The 19,306-nt window shown below is 42.3% G+C and carries 20 protein-coding genes, 2 pseudogenes and 1 riboswitch; of the genes and pseudogenes, 7 read left to right on the top strand and 15 right to left on the bottom strand.

Annotated features, from left to right (window positions below; translation table 11 throughout):
• Window positions 1-30: 30 nt before the first annotated feature.
• The 5 genes and pseudogenes from LC036_RS02880 to LC036_RS02860 all read right to left on the bottom strand — a co-directional run bounded on the left by LC036_RS02880 (window position 31) and on the right by LC036_RS02860 (window position 4,953).
• A complete protein-coding gene (locus LC036_RS02880; protein ID WP_226577970.1) occupies window positions 31-1,053 on the bottom strand; it encodes a thiazole biosynthesis adenylyltransferase ThiF in 1,023 nt (340 codons plus the stop codon).
• A pseudogene (locus LC036_RS02875) lies at window positions 1,050-1,712 on the bottom strand (thiazole synthase); the annotation flags it as partial. The gene LC036_RS02880 and the pseudogene LC036_RS02875, both read right to left, overlap by 4 nt.
• Window positions 1,713-1,797: 85 nt before the next feature.
• Window positions 1,798-2,742, bottom strand: a complete 945-nt coding sequence (gene egtD, locus LC036_RS02870; protein WP_226577966.1) for an L-histidine N(alpha)-methyltransferase — start codon at window positions 2,740-2,742, stop codon at window positions 1,798-1,800.
• Window positions 2,739-3,989 carry an ergothioneine biosynthesis protein EgtB gene (gene egtB / locus LC036_RS02865; protein ID WP_226577964.1) on the bottom strand — a complete coding sequence of 417 codons (1,251 nt, stop codon included), beginning with the start codon at window positions 3,987-3,989 and terminating at the stop codon, window positions 2,739-2,741. The genes egtD and egtB overlap by 4 nt, the downstream gene beginning before the upstream one ends.
• A 463-nt stretch (window positions 3,990-4,452) precedes the next feature.
• Entirely contained in the window at window positions 4,453-4,953 is a 501-nt protein-coding gene (locus LC036_RS02860) for a GNAT family N-acetyltransferase (RefSeq protein ID WP_226577961.1), read from the bottom strand.
• A gap of 64 nt (window positions 4,954-5,017) precedes the next feature.
• Here LC036_RS02860 and LC036_RS18450 point away from each other — a divergent pair, with 64 nt between their 5' ends.
• Both LC036_RS18450 and LC036_RS02855 read left to right on the top strand, forming a co-directional pair.
• Window positions 5,018-5,143 carry a hypothetical protein gene (locus LC036_RS18450; RefSeq protein WP_264188063.1) on the top strand — a complete coding sequence of 42 codons (126 nt, stop codon included), beginning with the start codon at window positions 5,018-5,020 and terminating at the stop codon, window positions 5,141-5,143.
• An 82-nt stretch (window positions 5,144-5,225) separates the two neighbouring features.
• Window positions 5,226-5,624 carry a hypothetical protein gene (locus LC036_RS02855; RefSeq protein WP_226577958.1) on the top strand — a complete coding sequence of 133 codons (399 nt, stop codon included), beginning with the start codon at window positions 5,226-5,228 and terminating at the stop codon, window positions 5,622-5,624.
• Window positions 5,625-6,008: 384 nt separating this feature from the next.
• On the opposite strand, the gene LC036_RS02850 is transcribed toward LC036_RS02855, so the two are convergent.
• The 4 genes from LC036_RS02850 to LC036_RS02835 all read right to left on the bottom strand — a co-directional run bounded on the left by LC036_RS02850 (window position 6,009) and on the right by LC036_RS02835 (window position 9,117).
• The gene (locus LC036_RS02850) at window positions 6,009-6,500 is read right to left on the bottom strand and encodes a hypothetical protein (RefSeq protein ID WP_226577956.1); all 492 of its coding nucleotides are present in this window, start codon (window positions 6,498-6,500) and stop codon (window positions 6,009-6,011) included.
• 43 nt (window positions 6,501-6,543) lie between these two features.
• Complete coding sequence (locus LC036_RS02845; protein WP_226577953.1) at window positions 6,544-7,548, bottom strand: DUF3231 family protein; 1,005 nt, start codon at window positions 7,546-7,548, stop codon at window positions 6,544-6,546.
• Window positions 7,549-7,798: 250 nt separating this feature from the next.
• Entirely contained in the window at window positions 7,799-8,308 is a 510-nt protein-coding gene (locus LC036_RS02840) for a hypothetical protein (RefSeq protein ID WP_226577951.1), read from the bottom strand.
• A gap of 173 nt (window positions 8,309-8,481) precedes the next feature.
• Window positions 8,482-9,117: a hypothetical protein gene (locus LC036_RS02835; protein WP_226577949.1), complete on the bottom strand. Its 636-nt coding sequence runs from the start codon at window positions 9,115-9,117 to the stop codon at window positions 8,482-8,484.
• Window positions 9,118-9,452: 335 nt separating this feature from the next.
• On the opposite strand from LC036_RS02835, the gene LC036_RS02830 reads away from it, so the two are divergent.
• On the top strand, window positions 9,453-10,592 hold the full coding sequence (locus LC036_RS02830) for a CapA family protein (RefSeq protein WP_226577946.1): 1,140 nt from the start codon (window positions 9,453-9,455) through the stop codon (window positions 10,590-10,592).
• Between the two features lie 73 nt (window positions 10,593-10,665).
• Here LC036_RS02830 and LC036_RS02825 read toward each other — a convergent pair whose 3' ends face one another.
• Entirely contained in the window at window positions 10,666-11,526 is an 861-nt protein-coding gene (locus tag LC036_RS02825) for a DUF1028 domain-containing protein (RefSeq protein WP_226577942.1), read from the bottom strand.
• Between the two features lie 132 nt (window positions 11,527-11,658).
• Here LC036_RS02825 and LC036_RS02820 point away from each other — a divergent pair, with 132 nt between their 5' ends.
• A complete protein-coding gene (locus LC036_RS02820) occupies window positions 11,659-12,009 on the top strand; it encodes a general stress protein (RefSeq protein WP_226579962.1) in 351 nt (116 codons plus the stop codon).
• A 52-nt stretch (window positions 12,010-12,061) separates the two neighbouring features.
• On the opposite strand, the gene LC036_RS02815 is transcribed toward LC036_RS02820, so the two are convergent.
• The 5 genes from LC036_RS02815 to LC036_RS02795 all read right to left on the bottom strand — a co-directional run bounded on the left by LC036_RS02815 (window position 12,062) and on the right by LC036_RS02795 (window position 16,594).
• Window positions 12,062-13,510, bottom strand: coding sequence for a phospholipase D family protein (locus LC036_RS02815; protein WP_226577938.1), 1,449 nt, complete (start codon window positions 13,508-13,510; stop codon window positions 12,062-12,064).
• A gap of 116 nt (window positions 13,511-13,626) precedes the next feature.
• Window positions 13,627-14,193 (bottom strand): energy-coupled thiamine transporter ThiT, encoded by a 567-nt coding sequence (gene thiT / locus LC036_RS02810; protein ID WP_226577936.1) that lies wholly within the window; start codon window positions 14,191-14,193, stop codon window positions 13,627-13,629.
• Window positions 14,194-14,278: 85 nt separating this feature from the next.
• Window positions 14,279-14,379: riboswitch (TPP riboswitch) on the bottom strand.
• 81 nt (window positions 14,380-14,460) lie between these two features.
• Window positions 14,461-15,219: an alpha/beta hydrolase gene (locus LC036_RS02805; protein WP_413229845.1), complete on the bottom strand. Its 759-nt coding sequence runs from the start codon at window positions 15,217-15,219 to the stop codon at window positions 14,461-14,463.
• A complete protein-coding gene (locus LC036_RS02800) occupies window positions 15,170-16,078 on the bottom strand; it encodes an SDR family oxidoreductase (protein ID WP_226577930.1) in 909 nt (302 codons plus the stop codon). The genes LC036_RS02805 and LC036_RS02800 overlap by 50 nt, the downstream gene beginning before the upstream one ends.
• Window positions 16,079-16,246: 168 nt before the next feature.
• Entirely contained in the window at window positions 16,247-16,594 is a 348-nt protein-coding gene (locus LC036_RS02795; RefSeq protein WP_226577927.1) for a hypothetical protein, read from the bottom strand.
• A 71-nt stretch (window positions 16,595-16,665) separates the two neighbouring features.
• Between LC036_RS02795 and LC036_RS02790 the strand changes: the two are divergent.
• From LC036_RS02790 to yfkAB, 3 genes and pseudogenes are all read left to right on the top strand, one after another.
• Window positions 16,666-16,794: pseudogene (locus LC036_RS02790) on the top strand (IS1595 family transposase); the annotation flags it as partial.
• A gap of 176 nt (window positions 16,795-16,970) precedes the next feature.
• On the top strand, window positions 16,971-17,276 hold the full coding sequence (locus tag LC036_RS02785; protein ID WP_226577924.1) for a putative quinol monooxygenase: 306 nt from the start codon (window positions 16,971-16,973) through the stop codon (window positions 17,274-17,276).
• An 830-nt stretch (window positions 17,277-18,106) separates the two neighbouring features.
• The gene (gene yfkAB / locus LC036_RS02780) at window positions 18,107-19,231 is read left to right on the top strand and encodes a radical SAM/CxCxxxxC motif protein YfkAB (protein WP_226577921.1); all 1,125 of its coding nucleotides are present in this window, start codon (window positions 18,107-18,109) and stop codon (window positions 19,229-19,231) included.
• Window positions 19,232-19,306: the final 75 nt, after the last annotated feature.

Genomic DNA, 19,306 nt, shown 5'->3' with positions numbered 1-19,306 from the left:
CCGGCAGATAAAGGTCTGCCGGGCTTTTTCTTATGAACCAAAATATTTGTGGTACAGCGTCTTTGCTTCCGCTGTATCCTGTGTACCATGAATGAGGGCGCGGCCATCCTTAAATAAAACCATTCGTTTTTCACCGGTTGTGAAAGATACGAGATAAGGATTGCGTTCCACCGTCCCGCTCAAACGGGAAAGATTGTCAGCTAAAGATGGCAGATCCCACTCCTGCTTAGTAGATGGACGAATTTGAACGGAATCACGCCCGCACAAAACAGCTGTCTTCATCTGCATGTCATAGGATAAATACGGGTAAGAACGTTGTTCACCGCACGAAGGGCAGTCTGGGTTTTTCATTACCGATACACCGATCGCGGAATGTTGGTTCGCCCATAAATCAAACGAAACAAGCTTACGCCTCACAGCTTCCCAATCCTCCACTAGAATTTTCAGCGCTTCCGCTGTTTGATGAGCAACGACCATTTGTACAGCCGGGCTGATAATGCCTGCTGTATCGCATGTCAGACCGCCAAGCGGAACTTGACCAAGAAGGCAGTTCAGACAAGGACTTTCACCGGGAAGGACTGTGTAACTGATGCCATAGCTGCTCACACAAGCCCCGTAGATCCACGGGATCCCATGTTTTTGGGACAAATCGTTCATCACCATACGGGCATCGAAGTTATCTGTGGCATCAATCATAAGATCGACACCAGAAATCATAGTCTCAAGTTCTCTCGGGTCTGCATCCATCACATAGGCTCTAATTTCCACTTCGCTGTTAAGTTCCGTTAAGCGGTTTTTAGCCGCCACGGCTTTTGGAAGCCGTGCGGTGGCATCACTCTCTGTATAGAGCTGTTGACGCTGCAGATTGCTCCACTCTACGTAGTCACGGTCAATGATCGTCAGCGTGCCGATCCCTGCGCGTACAAGCGCTTCTGCACTTCCTGTTCCAAGCGCCCCTGCTCCAAGTAGAAGCACATGTTTTTGTTTCACTTTTTCCTGACCGGCTTCTCCAATTGGTGAGAATAGGGTCTGCCTGGAATAGCGTTCATTCATTTTTGACTCATTCCTTCCATAGGACTACTCGCTGCTGCGTAGGCTTTCTTTGAAATCCTTCCTGCTTCATATCCGAGTCGTCCAGCTTCAATTGCCTTCTTCATCACCAGCGCCATTTTCACAGGATCTTTTGCTCCCGAAACAGCTGTATTTAATAAGACACCGTCCGCTCCAAGCTCCATCGCCTGGGATGCATCAGATGGAGATCCAATTCCAGCATCTACAATAACAGGTACCCTTGTTTGTTCGATAATAAAACGAAGATTCAACGGGTTGATGATTCCCTGCCCCGAACCAATCGGAGAGGCCCCCGGCATAACCGCATGAGCCCCCATCTCCTCAAGTCTCCCGGCCAGAACAACGTCGTCTGATGTGTAGGGAAGAACGGTAAAGCCTTCTTCCAACAGCGTTTCAGTTGCTTTCAACGTTTCTACAGGGTCCGGAAGCAGTGTCTTATCACATCCGATGACTTCCACCTTAATCATATCGCAAAGTCCGGATGCTTTCGCTAATTTTGCATGACGCACAGCTTCTTCAGCCGTTTTCGCACCCGCGGTATTAGGCAGAAGAGCATACTTGCTGAGATCCAGCTGCTCAAGAAAATTCGGGTGACTCGGTTCAAAGATATTCATCCGCCGGACAGTAAAGGTTAAAATTTGATAAAACAAAAGCCAAAGAACCCCTTATAAAAAGAGGTTCCCTGGCTGTTTTAGTGATGCTGAATGGAAGATTTTGTTCAGTCCGCTACAAAACTTCAAGCACGCAGACACTAAAATAATCCCTTTCGTCTGAAACGACGGTCCGAAGTTGGAATCCGCTGGCTTTCGCAAGGCGGACCATATCACCGGGATCATATTTGTAGCTGTTTTCCGTATGAATCCGTTCTTCTGCTCTAAATACAATCGTTTCGCCTTCCACCCTTACGGCCTGGTTCGTCCTGCTCTGTAAATGCATTTCAATGCGTCCTTCTATCTCATTAAAAAAAGAAACATGATCAAACGCGTCGATATCAAAGTCAGCGCCAAACTCCCTGTTCATTCTTGTCAGCAGGTTCTTATTGAAAGCTTCCGTGACGCCTGCCTGATCGTTATAAGCCGCTTCAATCGTCGCACGATCTTTCTTTCGGTCTACACCCATAATCATCCTGTCTCCTGCCTGAAGCAGGGAGCGAATGTTCGACAGAAAGCCGACCGCTTCCTCCGGTTCAAAGTTTCCAATTGTAGATCCTGGAAAAAAGACGACCTTCTGAACCTCTTCCAGTACCGGGAGAGAAAATGGCTGGGTATAGTCCGCACTGATGCCTTCAACAGCAATCTCAGGATATTGACTTTGGAGACTCGTGACAACGTCAGATAGAAACTCTTCGGATATATCAATAGGGACATAAGAAGTAATCCCCTTCATATGGTCAAGCAGGATTTTCGTTTTTTTACTACTTCCGCTGCCGAGTTCAATTAAAGCAGTCGGCTGATTGAAAATTTTCTGCCACACCTCGATATTATCCAATAGGATTTCCGATTCTGTTCTCGTCTGGTAGTATTCCGGCAGGTCCGTGATTTCCTCAAAAAGCTGTGAACCTTTTTCATCATATAAAAACTTAGCCGGTATCGATTTCTGTTTCCCCGTCAATCCAACAGCCATATCAGAAAGGGTCAGAATTTGTTCTTCTGCCTGTGTCTTTATCTTCATACATCTTCCGCCAATCGGAAACCGCTGAACTGCCATCTCATATGCGGATGGAAGAAGTTTCGGTACGTAGAACGGATATGCGACCTTGGTGTGACACAGGACCCGCCCTTTAATACAATCTGGTTGGCCATAAACTTGGCATTATACTCACCAAGAGCACCTTCCAACGGCTTATTTCCCGGATAAGGAACATAAGGACTCTGCGTCCATTCCCACACATCCCCGTAAGCTTTCTCCATCGACTGCCCCGTGTACCCGGCATGTGGCTGGAAAGATTCATCCTCCATAAAATGACCATCTAAGAGAAGGTTCTCCATCGCATGCTCCCACTCCTGTTCAGTCGGGAGGCGTTTTCCCGCCCATCTTGCATACGCATCCGCTTCATAAAAACTCACGTGGACGACAGGTGCATCAAGATCTATCTCCTTAAGACCTGATAAGGTGAAATAAAACCACTGCCCGTCCTTTTCCTGCCAATATTCCGGGTGTTTCCACTGTTCTTCTTTCACTTTAGACCATCCATCAGAAAGCCAGTAAGCAGCCTCTTCATATCCCCCGCTTTCGATAAACTGAATAAATTCACCATTGGTTACAGGACGATTGGCCAGCTTGTAGGAATGAAGATAGGTTTTGTGACGCGGTCCCTCATTGTCAAAGGCAAAGCCGCCGCCATCGTGGCCGACTTCCACTACGCCTTCTTCATATTCCTCAAAAGAAAGAGGCGGAGCTTCCTTAAGGAGAGGATCGACTTTTTCTTTCAAGGACGGATAAAGCGGGTTGAATGAAAAGTTGTATTTAATATCCATCAAGATCAATTCCTGGTGCTGCTGTTCGTGCTGCAGTCCAATTTCAACCAGGGAGGTAATCGTAGCGTCGCCTTCTTTTTCTGACAGCAGCTCTTTCATTTCCTGATCGACATGTTCACGGTAAGCCATCGTTTCCCTCACCGTAGGTCTTGTAATCAGACCGCGCTTTTGCTGCGGGTGAAATTCACCAACCGTCTCATAATACGAGTTAAATAAAAAGAGAAACTCTTCGTTGAAATATTTGTAATCCGGTACATATACCTCTAAAATAAACTTCTCGAAAAACCACGTGGTATGGGCTAAATGCCACTTTGTGGGACTGACATGAGCCGCCGCCTGCACAACGAAATCTTCAACCTCCAACGTCTGGACTAGTTTTTCACTATAATATCGTACGTCCCGATACTCCTGAACAACACTCTTCGGCTTTACTGTCGTCATTCCATTCTCTCCTTCGGTAAAAGATTATTGGATTGTTTTACGGACAAGGCCCTTACTTATGTATGAAAAGCGATTGGTGTCGGCCATCGATGCATTCCTTTTATTTCATGATCCTTTTATACCCTCTATACATTAAGATCAATCCACTTTTTTGTAAATATTCAGACATATTAATATAACTGAATTGTATATTGATATAATATCGATCGATAATGTTCAATGGGATAGAATCTTTTGTATAAAGATTGAACAATTCCCCAGGGATAATAAAAGACCTTAGAACATTTATGTACGTTTAGTAGTAAAGCTGAATAGTGAAAAGCAGAGGAATAATAGAGAGCACTGTGAAAGAGGCTTTCCGTTTCAAAGACCCGATGTAAATAACGAATACAATGAAGTTCAACTAAGAGCAGACCTGTATAACCTAATACCTCCCTTACCACAAGATCAAAGTCAAGATAGTTTATGAATGCAGGCTTGGACAGTTAGATTTACTATATAAGGATTGTGTGGCACCAAATCTTTGATATTGATCAATCTTTGTCATACCCACCCTTTCCAAAAGCTTACATGAAGGTTTGTTTGCCGCCTGCGTTTCCGCAACAATTCTTTTTAGATTCAATTGTTGAAATCCATACTCTATTACTTCCTTTACGACTTCCGTTGCATACCCCTTCCCCCACCATTCAGGCAGCAATTGATATGAAACTTCCGTATGATTACCTGAATGATGAGGGTCTAATGAAATTATGCCAATAAACTCAAGCGTGAGCGCCTTTCGTACACCCCAGTACCATGCGTCTACATCGTTATTCACCATTTGATCAATAATCCCCTGTATTTCAACTTCTTCTCTCGTACCTCCAAGAAACTTTCTTACATCATCGTTCACGTATAGGTTCTTAACGTCATTAAAATCTGCTTGATTCACTTCATTAAGTACACATCTTTTTGTTTCAATCATTTAGATTCCCCTCTCTTCTAAGAAATGTATAAAGACGCATTCATATATCCTCCACATAATTCCCTTGTCAGATCAAAACGAGGCGATCCCTTTCATTCAGGACCGTCCCCATTACTTGAATAATCGAATTGCGTATAGTTACCAAGAAGACTACCGCTTAATTGGATATACACGCTTGTCATTTGTATAAAGTAGTTAAATTCAGGGAAAGGCAGTTGTAAGCTTAAGGGGGCATGCATGACAGTTCGTGTTAATATTCAGGAGGTGATCAGATGAAAATTCAGCGGAAAACATACCTCATTTTTTCATTCCTTTTCCTGATCTCATGCCAAAGTAACCCGTTCAATAAAGACGTGACCGAAAAAGAATGGAGTGCAGAAGCTAATGACTGGACAGTGGAATCTGTTGATGCACAAGATATCAATGTGAGGGATTCTGAACATTACTTAAACGTATTTGAATCCATTGATATTGAAATACCGGACGATGAAAATAAAGTGATGCAAAAAAACTTATACACTCTGAAACAGAAATGCAATGAAGGGGATATCCGACTAGCTGTCTTATACACCGATGAAAATGCCTTGGGTTCCTACCTTTTTCTTGAAGACAATGAAGAACCAATTAGAATGATGGATAGACAAGATTTTATCGATAAATACTGCGATTAGAAAAAGGTGCAAATCTTCTTCAAAATGGGAAGGACGGAAATCGATTACGAAAGAAGGGAAGGGAAAACAGGTAGATTCCTGCGGGAGAAGGAACAATGAAAGACCCTGTAGGACGAAGAGTCCGGGGAGGCTCAGCGTTTCCCGCGGAAAGCGGACGGCTTTCACTCCCCTCCCAACCTCTCATCAAGATAACGGAACAAGGCTCTGTTAAAGTCAACACTCGACTTTAACAGAGCCTTATCTTTAAGTAGTTTGGTTCGGGTGCTTTTTTGAGCACAACATGCAGTTTCCCCAACCCAAATATTCTTCTAATTAAGTTGTATGTTTAGATATGTTTTCCCAGCCCCTTTGTAGGCTGTTTTTCCATAAATAAAATCCGTAAGTTCAAATTTTTTCCATTGAATATATTTTCAACAATATCCTTCTTATGATTACCCCTATACCTAAACCAAGGGGGAGGAATAATATAGGCAGCCATACCGGACCAATTAAGTATCCAAAAAGTGTAAATTCAGACGAAAATATCAGGCCTATCGTAACGAAATAGGACGAGAATACAAGAGGCAGATAGGCAAAGGATTTGTCCTGTCCTCCACCAGCATCCTTATATGCATCCCAAATAGAAAAGAAATATAAACACGGATAAAACATCAGCCACATATAATTGGTTTCAGCAATTGCTTCCTCAATCTTTAAATTAAAACTCAAAACAATGATTTTATTAAAGTTTCCCATAACATTAATAAAAATCTCCAAGCCAACTAACAGTATTCCTTTTATATATTTTCCATTAAGTAATTGTCCAAAGCCCGGCAAAGCAATACTCCATAATAAAACTTCTAATTTCTTGCTTTTTTTAGAATAACCTATTCCCATAACTTCACCTAATTTGCTAAGCCTTTTCTATCAGTAGCTCTATTCACTTATCTTTTGCTATTTCCTTTCGATCCGGAGCAAGTGGTGGCTGTTCCAACCAATTATTTTTGATCATTATATTAAACCATTCTTTTGTAATCATGATATTTTTCAATATAATCTTCTCATAAGTGGTTACGAGATCTACCCGCATTGCTGACGCCAGACCTGCACCATGATAAGACTGGGCAGATTGTAATAAGAAACCCATGTGGTACAGCATTAACTTATCTGAAAAGGGAGAATCCTGTGAAGAGGTAACCTCTGACTCCCAAGACATTGGAACAGGCAGATTATCTCCTTGCAATATCTTACCTAATGATTGGATTTGTTTGTTGGATGCAGTCTGCATTTTCTCTAAAAATTTTCTAACCTCTTTTGATTGGGCAACTTGGCTAAATCCTATAGAAAGTGACTTCTTCAATATTTTTTTCTTTATGTTAAGGGATAGAGCAATAATCTCTGTTGCAGCCAGAGGTCGTTTATCTCCTGAAAAGCCATGTATAAAGTGTTCTCCTAAAACAAATTCAGGTTTATGTTCAGGGTAGAAGTAAGGATCCCTTTGAAAATGTCCCTTTTCCAATAGTAAGTCAGTAGTTCGTTGATACATACTCATAGCATCCTTACTACATGATTCATAGAAATATCTTAAATCTTTTCTAACAGAAGAACTAAGTGATGTCGTATGACCTATCAATCCGTGCAACGTCATTATATGCAGATAGTGTAAACAGAAGATGTCAGAAAACAATCTACTGGAGCCTTTATTAAGGTCTGATTCTGAAAATCCAACTGGAACTGGGAACCCTTCATCTTCAATAAACCGTGCTATTTCCTGGTTTTGATTATCTGAAATTTTTATTGCATCTTCGAAGATTTCTGTCATCTTCTCATCTTCTATAATGGACAGCATATATTTGTTTATCATATTAATGGCAGTTCCATTTACATACTCTCCCCACAATGTCCCTATTTCAGCAGATGTGAGTTTTAACTCTTCCTTATCCATATAATCACCTCTTTCTAATATTGCCCATAGTATGAAGGATTTATTTAGACAAGTGTTCGAGTAATTCTAAGGCTCTAAAATTACATCTACAAACGTGCAGCTATACGCTGGTAAGACAGCGTTGTGACTCCATTTCGCTGATAATTCAGGCCCTCTCGAATTTAATATACAGATCAGGTATTACTAAAAATCAGCTTTAATAGTGACAGAAACTAAATAAACGTACAGTTTGAAAAAACACAGCCAACCGTTACGTGCCTCCCTCAGGTTCTTTTACATTCAACACGAAACCAATGGTCTTCGAACCTTGGAAATCCCCTTCTTCCGTCGACCACTCGGCCGTCAGCAGAAAATGCTGTTTTCCTTCCCCGTACACAGAAAAGCTGTCCTCCTCCACACTCTTTGACTCTACGTGTCCTTCTTCCTGCATCATATAACTCAATTGATCAGGTTTTTCTCCACGAATTCTGACTTTAACGCGTTCTCCTCTCGTGATAGATACAGGTTGGAGGTGATCCGTTTCTCCTTCAATATAAACATTTGATGGAAACGCACTTTCTTTACTGCAATATTCAACCCAGCATTCCCAAATCGTCTCACCCGCCATTTTTTCTCCATCCAGCTGAAGTATCAGAGTTGGTTCCTCCTTAAGCGGAATCGTAGCTGTCTCCTTTTCTGACGCGGCCTCTTTTGAATCTACTCCTCCCTGCTGACAAGCTGCACTTATAAGAAGAACAGCGAGTATCAGTGTTTTTTTCAATATCCTTTCCCCTTTCGAATATAGGTTGATGGATCTTTACCATCTAAGTATTTGGAGTTTCCTGCCTATGTTTTTTTAAAAATGTTCAGTAAGCGTAATGAAAAGAAAGAAGTGTGACTAAGAGAGCGTCACACTTCTTCCATTTTCCTATTTCCTGCGAGAGCACAATCCGTCTACTTTTCTAGTATAGAAGGAAATACAGTTCCTTCTGTCGTCTTCACTTCTAAAGGCTCATTGATTTCATCCAAGCCGATTTTAATAAAAGGAGCTCCCTCATTTGAATCCCCACCTGCGACATCAATGACGACCTCTGTATTTCCACGCACTTTCACATGGTCCACGTTCAAGTCTTTTCCCTGATAGGTCTGACCTAAATATAAAACAACCATTTTCTTTCCTTCTGAAATGGTCTCGACCCTGTAATAGCCATCCCTTACTTCTGCACTTTCTATTGGAATCGTTCCTTCTTCGATCACCCAGTACTTCTCATCTGTAACTATGAGCCAGGCAATCGTAGCAAAGAAGATAATGGGGAGCAATACAAGAAGGGCCCGCTCCCATTTGTTCCACTGTTTCTGGGTGGTTTTTTTTTCGAGCAGAGGAATGATAGGAATACCGATGACCGACACTAGAAACATCCCCGCCCCAAGAAGACCATAGGCCATCCCTTCAAATCCTCTAACGAAAACAAACCCATAAGCCGTTATAAGTACCGCCGCTACAAAAAGGACGAACGGAGCCAAGTAAAAGTTCCCTGCTTTTTTAGCGGCAATCAAGGTAAAGACAAACAAAAGACATCCAAAAAACATTCCAGCTAAGATTATGGAAAACATCGATCCGCTCCTTTTGTATTTTCTTCCATCATTATAGGGGAAAATCTATAACGTTGGGAGAATTTGCCTGAATTTAACGAATAATCTATAATAAGAGTAAATAAGTGTCGAAGTCGTTCCTCACGCGTCCCCCTCAAAACCGGGCATTCTTATTCAAAGGTTATCTTGATTCTTTCACACTCTTAAGGTCAATCAAAGAAAACGAAAACACTTTTCAATAAGGACGTTTACGAGGAGAGTGCAGCCGGTCGTTTAAAACATACCGACGTCAGCAGAATTGGATCAAAATATCAGCGAATAAGGAGGATATGATGAAAAACAAACGTCTGCTCATCATCATAACGATTATTTTGGTTACGATCTTCATTGGTGGTTCAACCATATTCTCGCAGCCGAACGAAGCGGATATGGAAGAAGAACGTGTTTCATCAGATATGAAAACGCTTTATCAACCAACTAAAAAAACAAAAGTTACAGAAGCATCCCTCTCGGCAATCGGAGATCTCTTAATACATAAAGAGGTATACAACGACGCGAAGACTTCTTCAGGCTATAACTTCGAACCGATGTTCCAAGAAGTCTCTCAACATCTTTCAAACTCTGATATTACTTTTGCAAATTCGGAAAGTATTATGGGCGGTGCAGAAATTGGCGTATCCACCTATCCTTCTTTTAACACCCCCTTTGAATTAGGCGATACCCTAAAAACAAACGGCATTGATATTGTTTCAATGAGCAACAATCACACATTGGACAGAGGCGTCCCAGCGATCGAGAACGCCATTAACCAATGGGATTTCTTAGGCATTAAAAAGGTTGGTTCCTACTTGTCCCCGGAAGAAAGAGATCATATCACAACCATTGAAAAGAATGATATCACTTTCTCCTTTCTGGCTTACACTTATGGTACAAACGGGATTCAGACACCTGAAGGAAAACCATATCTGGTTAACAGGATTGATAAAGACCTCATCGCTTCAGATATTGAGCGGGCGTCAAAGGAATCCGATGTCGTGGTCGTCAGTCTTCATTTTGGGAATGAATATGAAAGAAAACCAAGTCCTGAACAAAAGGAGTTAGCTGCTTTTGCTGCTGCAGAGGGAGCAGATATCATACTCGGACACCACCCGCACGTCCTGCAGCCCCCGGAATGGATTCAAAATAAGGATGGTTCTCAAAGTCTGGTTTTTTATTCTCTCGGCAATTTCCTCTCCGGGCAGGAACAAAAACATAGGAGAATTGGTGGAATAGCTGGTGTAACTGTACAAAAAATCAAGAATGAACAGGGCACATCTATAAAATTAACCAAACCAAGCTTCAAGCCGACGTACGTAGCTTTTGAGAATGATCAGAATTTCAAAGTCCTTCCACTTAAAGACTTTAATCCTGAGTTGTTTCAAGAAGTATCGAAACATATGAAAGCATCTATGAGTGATTTAGCTGTTCACTAAACAGTATGACAAAAAATAAAAAGCCAGGCTCTTTTACTAAGAGGGCCTGGCTTTTTTGATGATACAGATCGTCTCACTGGTGCTTCATAAATTCATAAACTTTAGCGTCTATTTTTCCATGTTCAAGCTCGCGCGCTTCAAAGTTTTCTGTATGAAGGTAAGTGGTTAATGCTTCATAGAGTTCTTCGTCGCTCAACTCCTGCGTAGAAATATACCCAAGTCGATTTAAGTGATTAAGCACTCCACCTTTCACGTAGCCCTTCACCTCAAGGACATCCTCCGGTTCTGTTTCGCCGAAATACAGCTTCTGCAGCTGATAAATCCGGTCGAGCTCTTCAATCGGGTCTGGGTGATCATCCACACGGAGATCTACAGCCACATCACTTAACCCGCCATATCCCGCTTGATCCTTAACAACTAAAATAGCAGCCGACTGTTTGCCACGGCTGTCGCCGCCCGCCTGCTGTGCGGCTTTAATCGCCGTCATCAAACGATCTGCAAGAGAACCCTGCGCCTTTTCAAAAGCTTCACCCATATCTGTCACGGTCGCTTCATTGACAAGGATATTCCCCTGAGCCGCGTAGTGCTTCCCAACTTTTCCACCGGCCCAGTCGTAACATTCTTTTCCTGTAAAGCTCGCTGCACGTCCTTGGGCATCAATGACACCAACTTGACGCTCTTCTTTTTGAGGGTCTCCTGTTGTCAGCTTCTCCACCACTCCTTCTGCTGAGAAACCTTCTTCTAAAAGACTCAGCCCGTCTGGACCATAAGCTGGATTGGCAAAAGCCTGTGTAGCAACGGCGCCGACACCGGCTTTCGCCCACGGAACAACAGCCCCTACACCTAGGAATTTAGACTGAACGGCCACGCCCCATTCTCCTGTATCAGGATCATGGGCAGCAATAGAAAATGTAGCAATAATCGTTGATTTCATACTTTTCCCTCCAATACCTTTTCTTTCGACAGCATTTTCGTTTTTTCCTCCCGGCACATCGTTATGTTTCTCTCTTCATTAATCGGGTAAATTTTGTACTGTAATCCAATTAAAAAGGAGCGTATGAACAAAGTGAAACCTCTGGTACGTGAGTATACAAACGATGAGACGTTAATGGGAGACGTAAAAAGGCTGAAAGACGAAGGCATTGATAATCAAGATATTTACATCCTCTCTCACGATGATGACCGCACGGACCGTATTGCTAAAAACGTGAATGCAAATACCATCGGTTTATCTGAACAGGACGTTAAACATATTATCAGCAACCTCTTCAGTAAGCAGGGGGACGAGCTGCGTACAAAACTTCAGGAGATTGGCTTTTCGGAACAGGAAGCTGAGGAGTACGAAGAAGATCTGGATGAAGGAAAAGTTCTTCTAATCGTTACAAATCCAGCGAAAGCAGAAGCCCTTCTTTCTTAATTAACGATAAACATAGATAAGCTCACAGGCGAAAGACCTGTGAGCTTACTCATTAATAGGTTGTGAACCATGTCCATTTTTGTAAATAATACGTTCCATACCGGATAAATGTCAGGTTATCCTGATATTTAGAATAATCCGCTGTATAGTGGCCGTCCTTATTGCTCCAAATGGTTTTAAAGTAGTCATCTACTTCCTGGAATACTTCTTTTTCTCCAGGACCTTTGATGACAACATCTGCTTCAAGGTTCAAGTTTGCCAGATTCCTTCTTGTATAGTTGGCAGAACCTGCAATAATGACATCCTCTTCTGGATGATCCACATACAACATTTTTGTATGGAACTGTTCGACATTGGTATCGTACCAGCGTAAATGAATGTTCTTATTCCCTAAACGCTGCAGTTCTGAAGCGACTGGTAAATTCGGAAGACCGGGCTTTTCATGACCGAACGATTTCTTGTTCGGGTCTAATGTAATGTTCACGACCGCTCCACGATTGGCTGCGTCATCAATGGCCTCGGTGATCTTCTTATCGGCCAGGTAATACATACCAAGCCAGACGTTATCGCCTTCACCCGCGTTCCCCAGTTCATCCAAAATCGCCCGATAAATCTTACCTTCTGTGACGAACTGTGTTTTTAACGGACCTTCTTTCTCTTCCCACGACATGTTTTCATAATCTGGAAAGTCGGCTTCGCCAGAGTAATCGACAACCGCTTTTTCAGCTTCCAGGATATCTTTAATAATCGGCCCTTCCATCTTAAAGGCCACGTTTTCATGGTAGCCGCTGGCATCATGCGGATTAGCCGTTGAAACAATCGCTGAATCTTCTGTTACAAGTATTTTCCTGTGGTTTGCTTTGATATTTAAGAGCTTCATGTATGAGAGCAGCGTAACATCCGGCGCTTCTTTCGCGATCGGATTGCCGATGAAGTTGCTGCCGCCTGTTCCCATCCAGGAAAACAGAAGTCTCCAAGCACTTGAGTAAACCGGATTGGAATCTCTCAGTTTATCCAGGTTTGTCAAGACAACATCCACACCAGCATCCTCCAGCCGGCGAATCGTTTCTGACTCGTACGAACCATAAATCGTATTGATCTGATCCGTAATGAATACGACCTTCAGATCTTTTACTTCTTCTTTCCTTTTCACAATCGCATCCACAAGGTTTTCGCTGATCTTTGGAAATTCATGCTTTCCATTTGTGTAACCATTAAATAAAAACATATCGGCTACAATAAAATCATCGGCTTCCCCAATCGTCTTATTGATCTCCTCAAAGACCTCGAGATCATGAACGGTGTCCCCCGCTTCATCTTCATAGGACAGGTCACGGAAAAATTCTATGTTTTCCATCTCATGGACTTCTCCCTTATAAGAAATCCCCTCAGGAAGGGCTTTCCATGAGGTATGGTAAGCAATGGTAAATCCAAGAATAATAATGATAATAAGGACAACCCAAACCCATTTCTTTTTAAATAATCGTTTTAAACGATCCAAAATGCTTCACCTCCACAATAGCGTGCATCTATGTTTTCACCGTTTAGAGAGCGGTTAAACCCTCTTCACAAAAAAACTGGCTTTCTGCCTAGAAAGCAGAAAGCCAGTCTGGAGAATTAATGCATCAATAACTTGGGACGCTGAATAAATAAAAGGCTGACAATAACCGTACTTAATACAAAGGCCGGCAGCATATATCCCCCATTATAAAGAAGAGAATAAAGCCATACCGGCTGCCCTTCTGGTGCAAACTGTCCGTAAAATACAATCCCTGCTGTAAAATGCCCAAGGAAACGTAATAAACTTCCAACAAAACACCCGAGAACAATCCAGCCGACGAAGGTTTTCATTTTCTTAGAACGAATCGCGTTCCAGAGAGGTTTAGCTACAAAGCCGGCGACCCCGATAACAGCAAAGGCTACAATATAATCTAAAAACGTCTGAAGCGGTGTGATGATGTAGGCCCCGGTGAGGATTTGGTAAACACCCAGCAGCACTCCTGTTGACACCCCGCCTTTTATCCCCCATCGGAAAGCCATAATAAAAACAGGGACCATAGCGAGGGAGACAGATCCCCCTTGAGCCCAAAGCTTAAACGATAAAAACGGGATGATGTCCAACAACAAAGCTAGTGCAGAAAAAATTGCAATTTCAACGAGAAACAAAACACGACGATTTCTCATTTCAAAACTCCTCCTAAAAAAAGACACAAAAAAAGCAATGCCAAATAGGGAAGCTTCCTGATGGAGGGATCCCATATGCATTGCACCATCATTTAGCCGCCATCCCTACGCCAGTACTAACTGACAGGTTCGAAGGGTCAGAACAAATTGTTCACTCTCAGCCGGAAGGCTCCCCTTGAAGGCTTAACACCGTTTACTTTTCTTGATTTGATTCTATTATAAACAATGTTTTCATAGATTACAAAACTTTTCTTATTTCCCGGGCAATCACAAACTGTTCTTTGTATTGGTATACATCTGAAAGAACTCCAGACTCCGCTCAATAATTAAATCCTGATCATAGTCAAGTGTCGCCACATGGTAACTATTCTCGAGATGAATAATTTCTTTATGTTCAGAAAAGACGGATTCAAAAATGATTTCTGAGTTGTTTGGCGGTACAACATGGTCTTCGTCTGATACAAAGATCATAATCGGACAATGGATTTCATCCAGCCGCTGACTCACCATTTCCATCAGCGGAATGATCTGTTTAATCGACTGAACCGGTGTACGATCGTAGGCCGCTTCCGTTTGATCAGGGTCTTTCATATCTGATCCAATAGCATCCAAAAAGCGTTCGTTGGATGAAGCTGCTTCAGCTAAGGCCGGGATATTGATCGCGGCATTAATCGGAATAACCCCCTGGATATCCTTATACTGACTCGCTATATATAAAGCCAGGGTCCCGCCCATCGATAAACCGACGACAAAGATTTTCGTACAGCGTTCTTTAAGCCAGTGATACGCTTCATCGACGGATTCAATCCAGTCTTCATACGTCGAAGCTTCCATATCTTCAGGTGCTGTTCCATGCCCTTTCAAACGCGGACAGTACACCGTATAGCCTGCTCTTGCATACGCCTCCGCTAATGGACGCATACTTTGAGTGGTACCCGTAAATCCATGAGAAATTAAAATCCCCACCTCATTGCCTTCATACTGTATTTCTTCGGCTTCTCTCCATACGCTGTACTTTTCCATGATTCATTCCGCCTTTCTCCATTCTTTTTCCAAGCACTGTCTTCAACACGCCTTTTTCCAGCCAGCTCCATGGCAGGACCCGCTTCATTAATACATTGACCCGGACACCTCCACCAATGGGATAACGAAGTTTCTTCACTCTTTCTTTTCCAATGAGACTGGTCATTAAGTCGGCCACCGCTGTCGGTTTCTCATGAGATTCCTTGTTCAATGCTTCCCACAACCCTTTTATGTAATCCGAGTAAGGGGACTCAGGATCATAGACCGCCTCCGGGAGTTCCATTCCAGAAGACCAGATGTTAGTCTCAAAAGATCCCGGTTCAATCAGTACTACATCAATACCAAACGGCTGCAGTTCAAACCTCAGGCTTTCGGATAGTCCTTCTAAGGCATGTTTAGAAGATACATAGGCCGAGAGTCCGGGAAATCCAATGAGACCGCTCACACTGCTGACATTAAAAATCTTTCCGTGCTGCTGCCGGCGCATCAACGGGAGGACGGCTTTTGTGACAGCAATCACCCCAAATACATTGGTGTCAAACTGGCGACGGTAAGCTTCCATTGGCACCTGTTCCAGAAAACCACCGACGGCAAAGCCTGCATTGTTCACAAGCACATCCAGACGATCCAGCGTCAGAACTTTTTCCTCGAATCGCTGGAGCGAATCTTCATCCGTCACATCAAGCTGCCAAACCTCAATACGATGACGAACCTCTTCAGCTATTGCTTCATCTTGAAAGACATCCGCTTTGTCCATATTTCTCATCGTAGCAATGACACGAAGACCTTTTTTGGCACACTGGACAGCCGTGTGATAGCCAAATCCGCTGGATGATCCCGTAATCAAAACCGTTTGTTCCATTCCGACATTCCTCCTTCTACAAAGGTGTACCCCCTATTGTTCGAGATGACACGCCTATTCTCCTCTATTCACAGGTTCGTAACCTTTTATCTTCCAGGCCTGCTGGATCATAGAATTAATGATTGACGAGAGCTAAGGAAACTTCCATTATTAGAAGTTTCCTTTTATTTACGGTGAAGTAGGAGTCATTAAAAACACCCCAAAAATAATTACGATTCCAAGCAATAGTAACGAAAGAAATAAACCAATCACAGCAAGGGTATTTTTTTCATTTCTCTTAAATAGTGTATATACGCTTAAAATGAAGGCAGTCGGAGAACCAATGGGTAATAAATAGATGACAATTGAATGATCGTTAGGAATCATATACATCAGTAGAATTAACATGACTGGAAGACCTAAAGATAGATAACTAAACCGCGTATAATGTTTATTTGATACTCCACGTCCCCGATTCCAGGCCAGGATAACAAGGAATAGGCCGCACAAGAAAAGAATAAGGAATATTTGAATCATAGGATCATTCCTCCTTCACACTAAAAATCACTCCGTTTTCGTAATGTCGGTATCCTGTTCTTTTCTTGAACAAAGTAAATACATTTGGAAAATTTTTGATAAGATCAGTTTATCATAGAAACGACAAAAGATTGGAGCAGCAGCGATTTAACGGTGTGGCGACCAAGTATCTGAACAATTATCTTGCGTGGTTCCAAGTGTGAAAACCTTTAATAAGCTTAGATTATCTAGGTTTAGTGTATAAAGGTCTTTCTTTATTTAACTAATAAGGCAGGATAGGTAAAGAATCTTTGTTGCTTTAAATAATAGAAATAACAGGATTGCGGAGATGAGATGTTGAAACCATTAACAGATGACAAAGTAAAGGAGGACCCTAATGAATAATTTTAGTATCTTAGGTAAGTTTACTGTACAAGAAGGCGAACGTGACAGAATGGTAGATATCTTGTTGGAAGCAGCGGAGTCAATGAAGGATCTTGAGGAATGCGATATATATCTTGTGAACACTTCCGAAAATGAACCAAATGCTGTGTATGTTTACGAAGTGTGGAGTAATGAAGATGCCCATCAATCCTCTCTAACTCTTGAGTCTACGCAAACTTTAATAAGGCGTGCGAAACCAATCATTACTGGAATGGAGAGAATCAATACCCTAAAAACAAAGGGAGGTAAGGGTATTTAACCGAATTCTTTTTGAGCGAACGGTGGCATTTTATTAAAATCCATGATTCTGATTCCCGCAATCATAATTACCTATTAAGCTGACAGGGTCCGTTAATTCAATAAGACAATAAACCAAACATAACTTCCAGCTTTTATGGAAGTTATGTTTTTCTATAAATATCAACACTAAACTTTAACAGAGCCTTAAAATAAAGGAAATCATTGATCAGCTTAGTGAGCTGTCACACAACAGATTTGAAAAAACCTTTTTATCTGCAACCTTTCCTTCTTAGTATCGTAAAGAAAAGGAAATAGAAAGGATGATTGTTTTGAAAAGGTATTTCATTTTCATTGGAAGCTTTCTCTTATTTTATTTCATTTTCCAAATAGGGTCCGGTCTATTGATCACCTTCCTACATAACCCAGATGCTGCATCTGCTAAGCCTAATTTAGTAAGTGAGGTAAGTTTTGGACGCGTCTCCATTCCCTTATTCATCATGGTGGGAATCTTTAGCCTTGCCTATTTCATTTCAACATTACCTAAGACTAAATAAGATTGGAAGAGCAAAAAGCAGAGCGGCTTGGAATAGAAGCTGCCCTGCTTATTTATTAAAAGTTTTTCATTAAAAAGATATTTAGAATTCCCTTCTTTCCCCCATAAACGGAGACATCCATTCTCCATATTAGAGAAACAACATGAAGATCGTTTACAGGCACTCTTCTTAAACAGCCCCTTCCCCTGTTTAAAAGAATCTACTTATCAAGGAATGGTATAGTTCTGCCTTGAATAATGTTAGACTAAGGAAGGTTTATACCGAATTATATTTATAGAAAGGAAGTTTCATATCTATGAGTACGAACATGAAGCTTCAACAGCTTACACCTGAATACGATCCGTGGGAAGCGTACATGGACGTTCAGGAACATGGAAAAATGACCTTATCCAATATTGAATTTACGACAACTACTCTTTGCAATATGCGCTGCGAACACTGCGCGGTCGGCTATACGCTCCAGGCGAAAGACCCGGAAGCACTGCCTATGGATCTTATCCGCCAGAGACTGGATGAGATCCCGCATTTACGTACACTCAGTATCACCGGCGGCGAGCCTATGATGTCGAAGAAGTCTGTCGACAACTATGTCCTGCCTCTACTGAAGTACGCCCATGAACGAGGAGTACGCACACAGATCAATTCCAATCTTACGCTCCCTTATGAACGTTATATTCCGATTATCCCTTATTTGGACGTACTACATATCTCTCACAACTGGGGAACAATCGAAGAGTTCATTCACACAGGCTTTGCACGGATGGAACGTAAGCCTTCAGAAGAAAACCGCAGGAAGTTTTTTGACCGTATGGTAGAGAACTCCCAGCGGCTGTCGGATGCAGGCGTTATGGTATCAGCGGAAACGATGCTGAACCGCCGGACATTCCCTTATCTTGAATCGATCCATGATCATGTGAAAGAAATGAAATGTGCCAGGCATGAAATACACCCTATGTACCCCGTCGACTTCGCTTCAAGCCTGGAAACACTCAGCCTTGATGAAATGCGGGACGGAATCAATCGTCTGCTTGATCATCGTGATCAAGACATGTGGATGCTGTTCGGTACTCTGCCCTATTACCCCTGCAGTTCATCTGAAGATGATTTAACTATGCTCAAACGTCTGTATAAAGAAAAAAACGTTACCGTCCGCAACGATCCTGACGGGCGCTCACGTCTGAACGTCAACATTTTCAGCGGAGATATCATTGTGACGGACTTCGGGGACGAGCCCGGACTTGGGAATATTCAAGACACCAACCTTGAAGATGCCTATCAGCAGTGGATGACCACCGAGACAGCAAAATCCTTAAACTGTCACTGCCCGGCCGTCCAGTGTCTTGGTCCGAATGTGCTTGTAAAGAATACCTATTATTCAGATGTTGATTTCCAAAAGCGGGAAACAAAAATCACTTTATAAAAAAGCCTTTATGAAGTGAACTGACGTATCCCCATGTTTATAGAATGCAAAAAAGCTTGAGGAATTTTTCACCTC

Origin of the sequence: Halobacillus litoralis (assembly GCF_020524025.1) — a bacterium.
In the GTDB taxonomy this organism is placed as follows: domain Bacteria; phylum Bacillota; class Bacilli; order Bacillales; family Halobacillaceae; genus Halobacillus; species Halobacillus litoralis_D.
Note: the sequence above shows the minus strand (reverse complement) of the source record. Positions and strands in the feature narration are given on the sequence as shown.

Bases quoted from the DNA above. Each gene is read 5' to 3' on its own strand.
- LC036_RS02880 (WP_226577970.1), bottom strand. From the start codon at position 1,053: ATGAATGAACGCTATTCCAGGCAGACCCTATTCTCACCAATTGGAGAA.
- egtD (WP_226577966.1), bottom strand. From the start codon at position 2,742: ATGAAGATAAAGACACAGGCAGAAGAACAAATTCTGACCCTTTCTGAT.
- egtB (WP_226577964.1), bottom strand. From the start codon at position 3,989: ATGACGACAGTAAAGCCGAAGAGTGTTGTTCAGGAGTATCGGGACGTA.
- LC036_RS02860 (WP_226577961.1), bottom strand. From the start codon at position 4,953: ATGATTGAAACAAAAAGATGTGTACTTAATGAAGTGAATCAAGCAGAT.
- LC036_RS02855 (WP_226577958.1), top strand. From the start codon at position 5,226: ATGAAAATTCAGCGGAAAACATACCTCATTTTTTCATTCCTTTTCCTG.
- LC036_RS02850 (WP_226577956.1), bottom strand. From the start codon at position 6,500: ATGGGAATAGGTTATTCTAAAAAAAGCAAGAAATTAGAAGTTTTATTA.
- LC036_RS02845 (WP_226577953.1), bottom strand. From the start codon at position 7,548: ATGGATAAGGAAGAGTTAAAACTCACATCTGCTGAAATAGGGACATTG.
- LC036_RS02835 (WP_226577949.1), bottom strand. From the start codon at position 9,117: ATGTTTTTTGGATGTCTTTTGTTTGTCTTTACCTTGATTGCCGCTAAA.
- LC036_RS02830 (WP_226577946.1), top strand. From the start codon at position 9,453: ATGAAAAACAAACGTCTGCTCATCATCATAACGATTATTTTGGTTACG.
- LC036_RS02825 (WP_226577942.1), bottom strand. From the start codon at position 11,526: ATGAAATCAACGATTATTGCTACATTTTCTATTGCTGCCCATGATCCT.
- thiT (WP_226577936.1), bottom strand. From the start codon at position 14,193: ATGAGAAATCGTCGTGTTTTGTTTCTCGTTGAAATTGCAATTTTTTCT.
- LC036_RS02800 (WP_226577930.1), bottom strand. From the start codon at position 16,078: ATGGAACAAACGGTTTTGATTACGGGATCATCCAGCGGATTTGGCTAT.
- LC036_RS02795 (WP_226577927.1), bottom strand. From the start codon at position 16,594: ATGATTCAAATATTCCTTATTCTTTTCTTGTGCGGCCTATTCCTTGTT.
- LC036_RS02785 (WP_226577924.1), top strand. From the start codon at position 16,971: ATGAATAATTTTAGTATCTTAGGTAAGTTTACTGTACAAGAAGGCGAA.
- yfkAB (WP_226577921.1), top strand. From the start codon at position 18,107: ATGAGTACGAACATGAAGCTTCAACAGCTTACACCTGAATACGATCCG.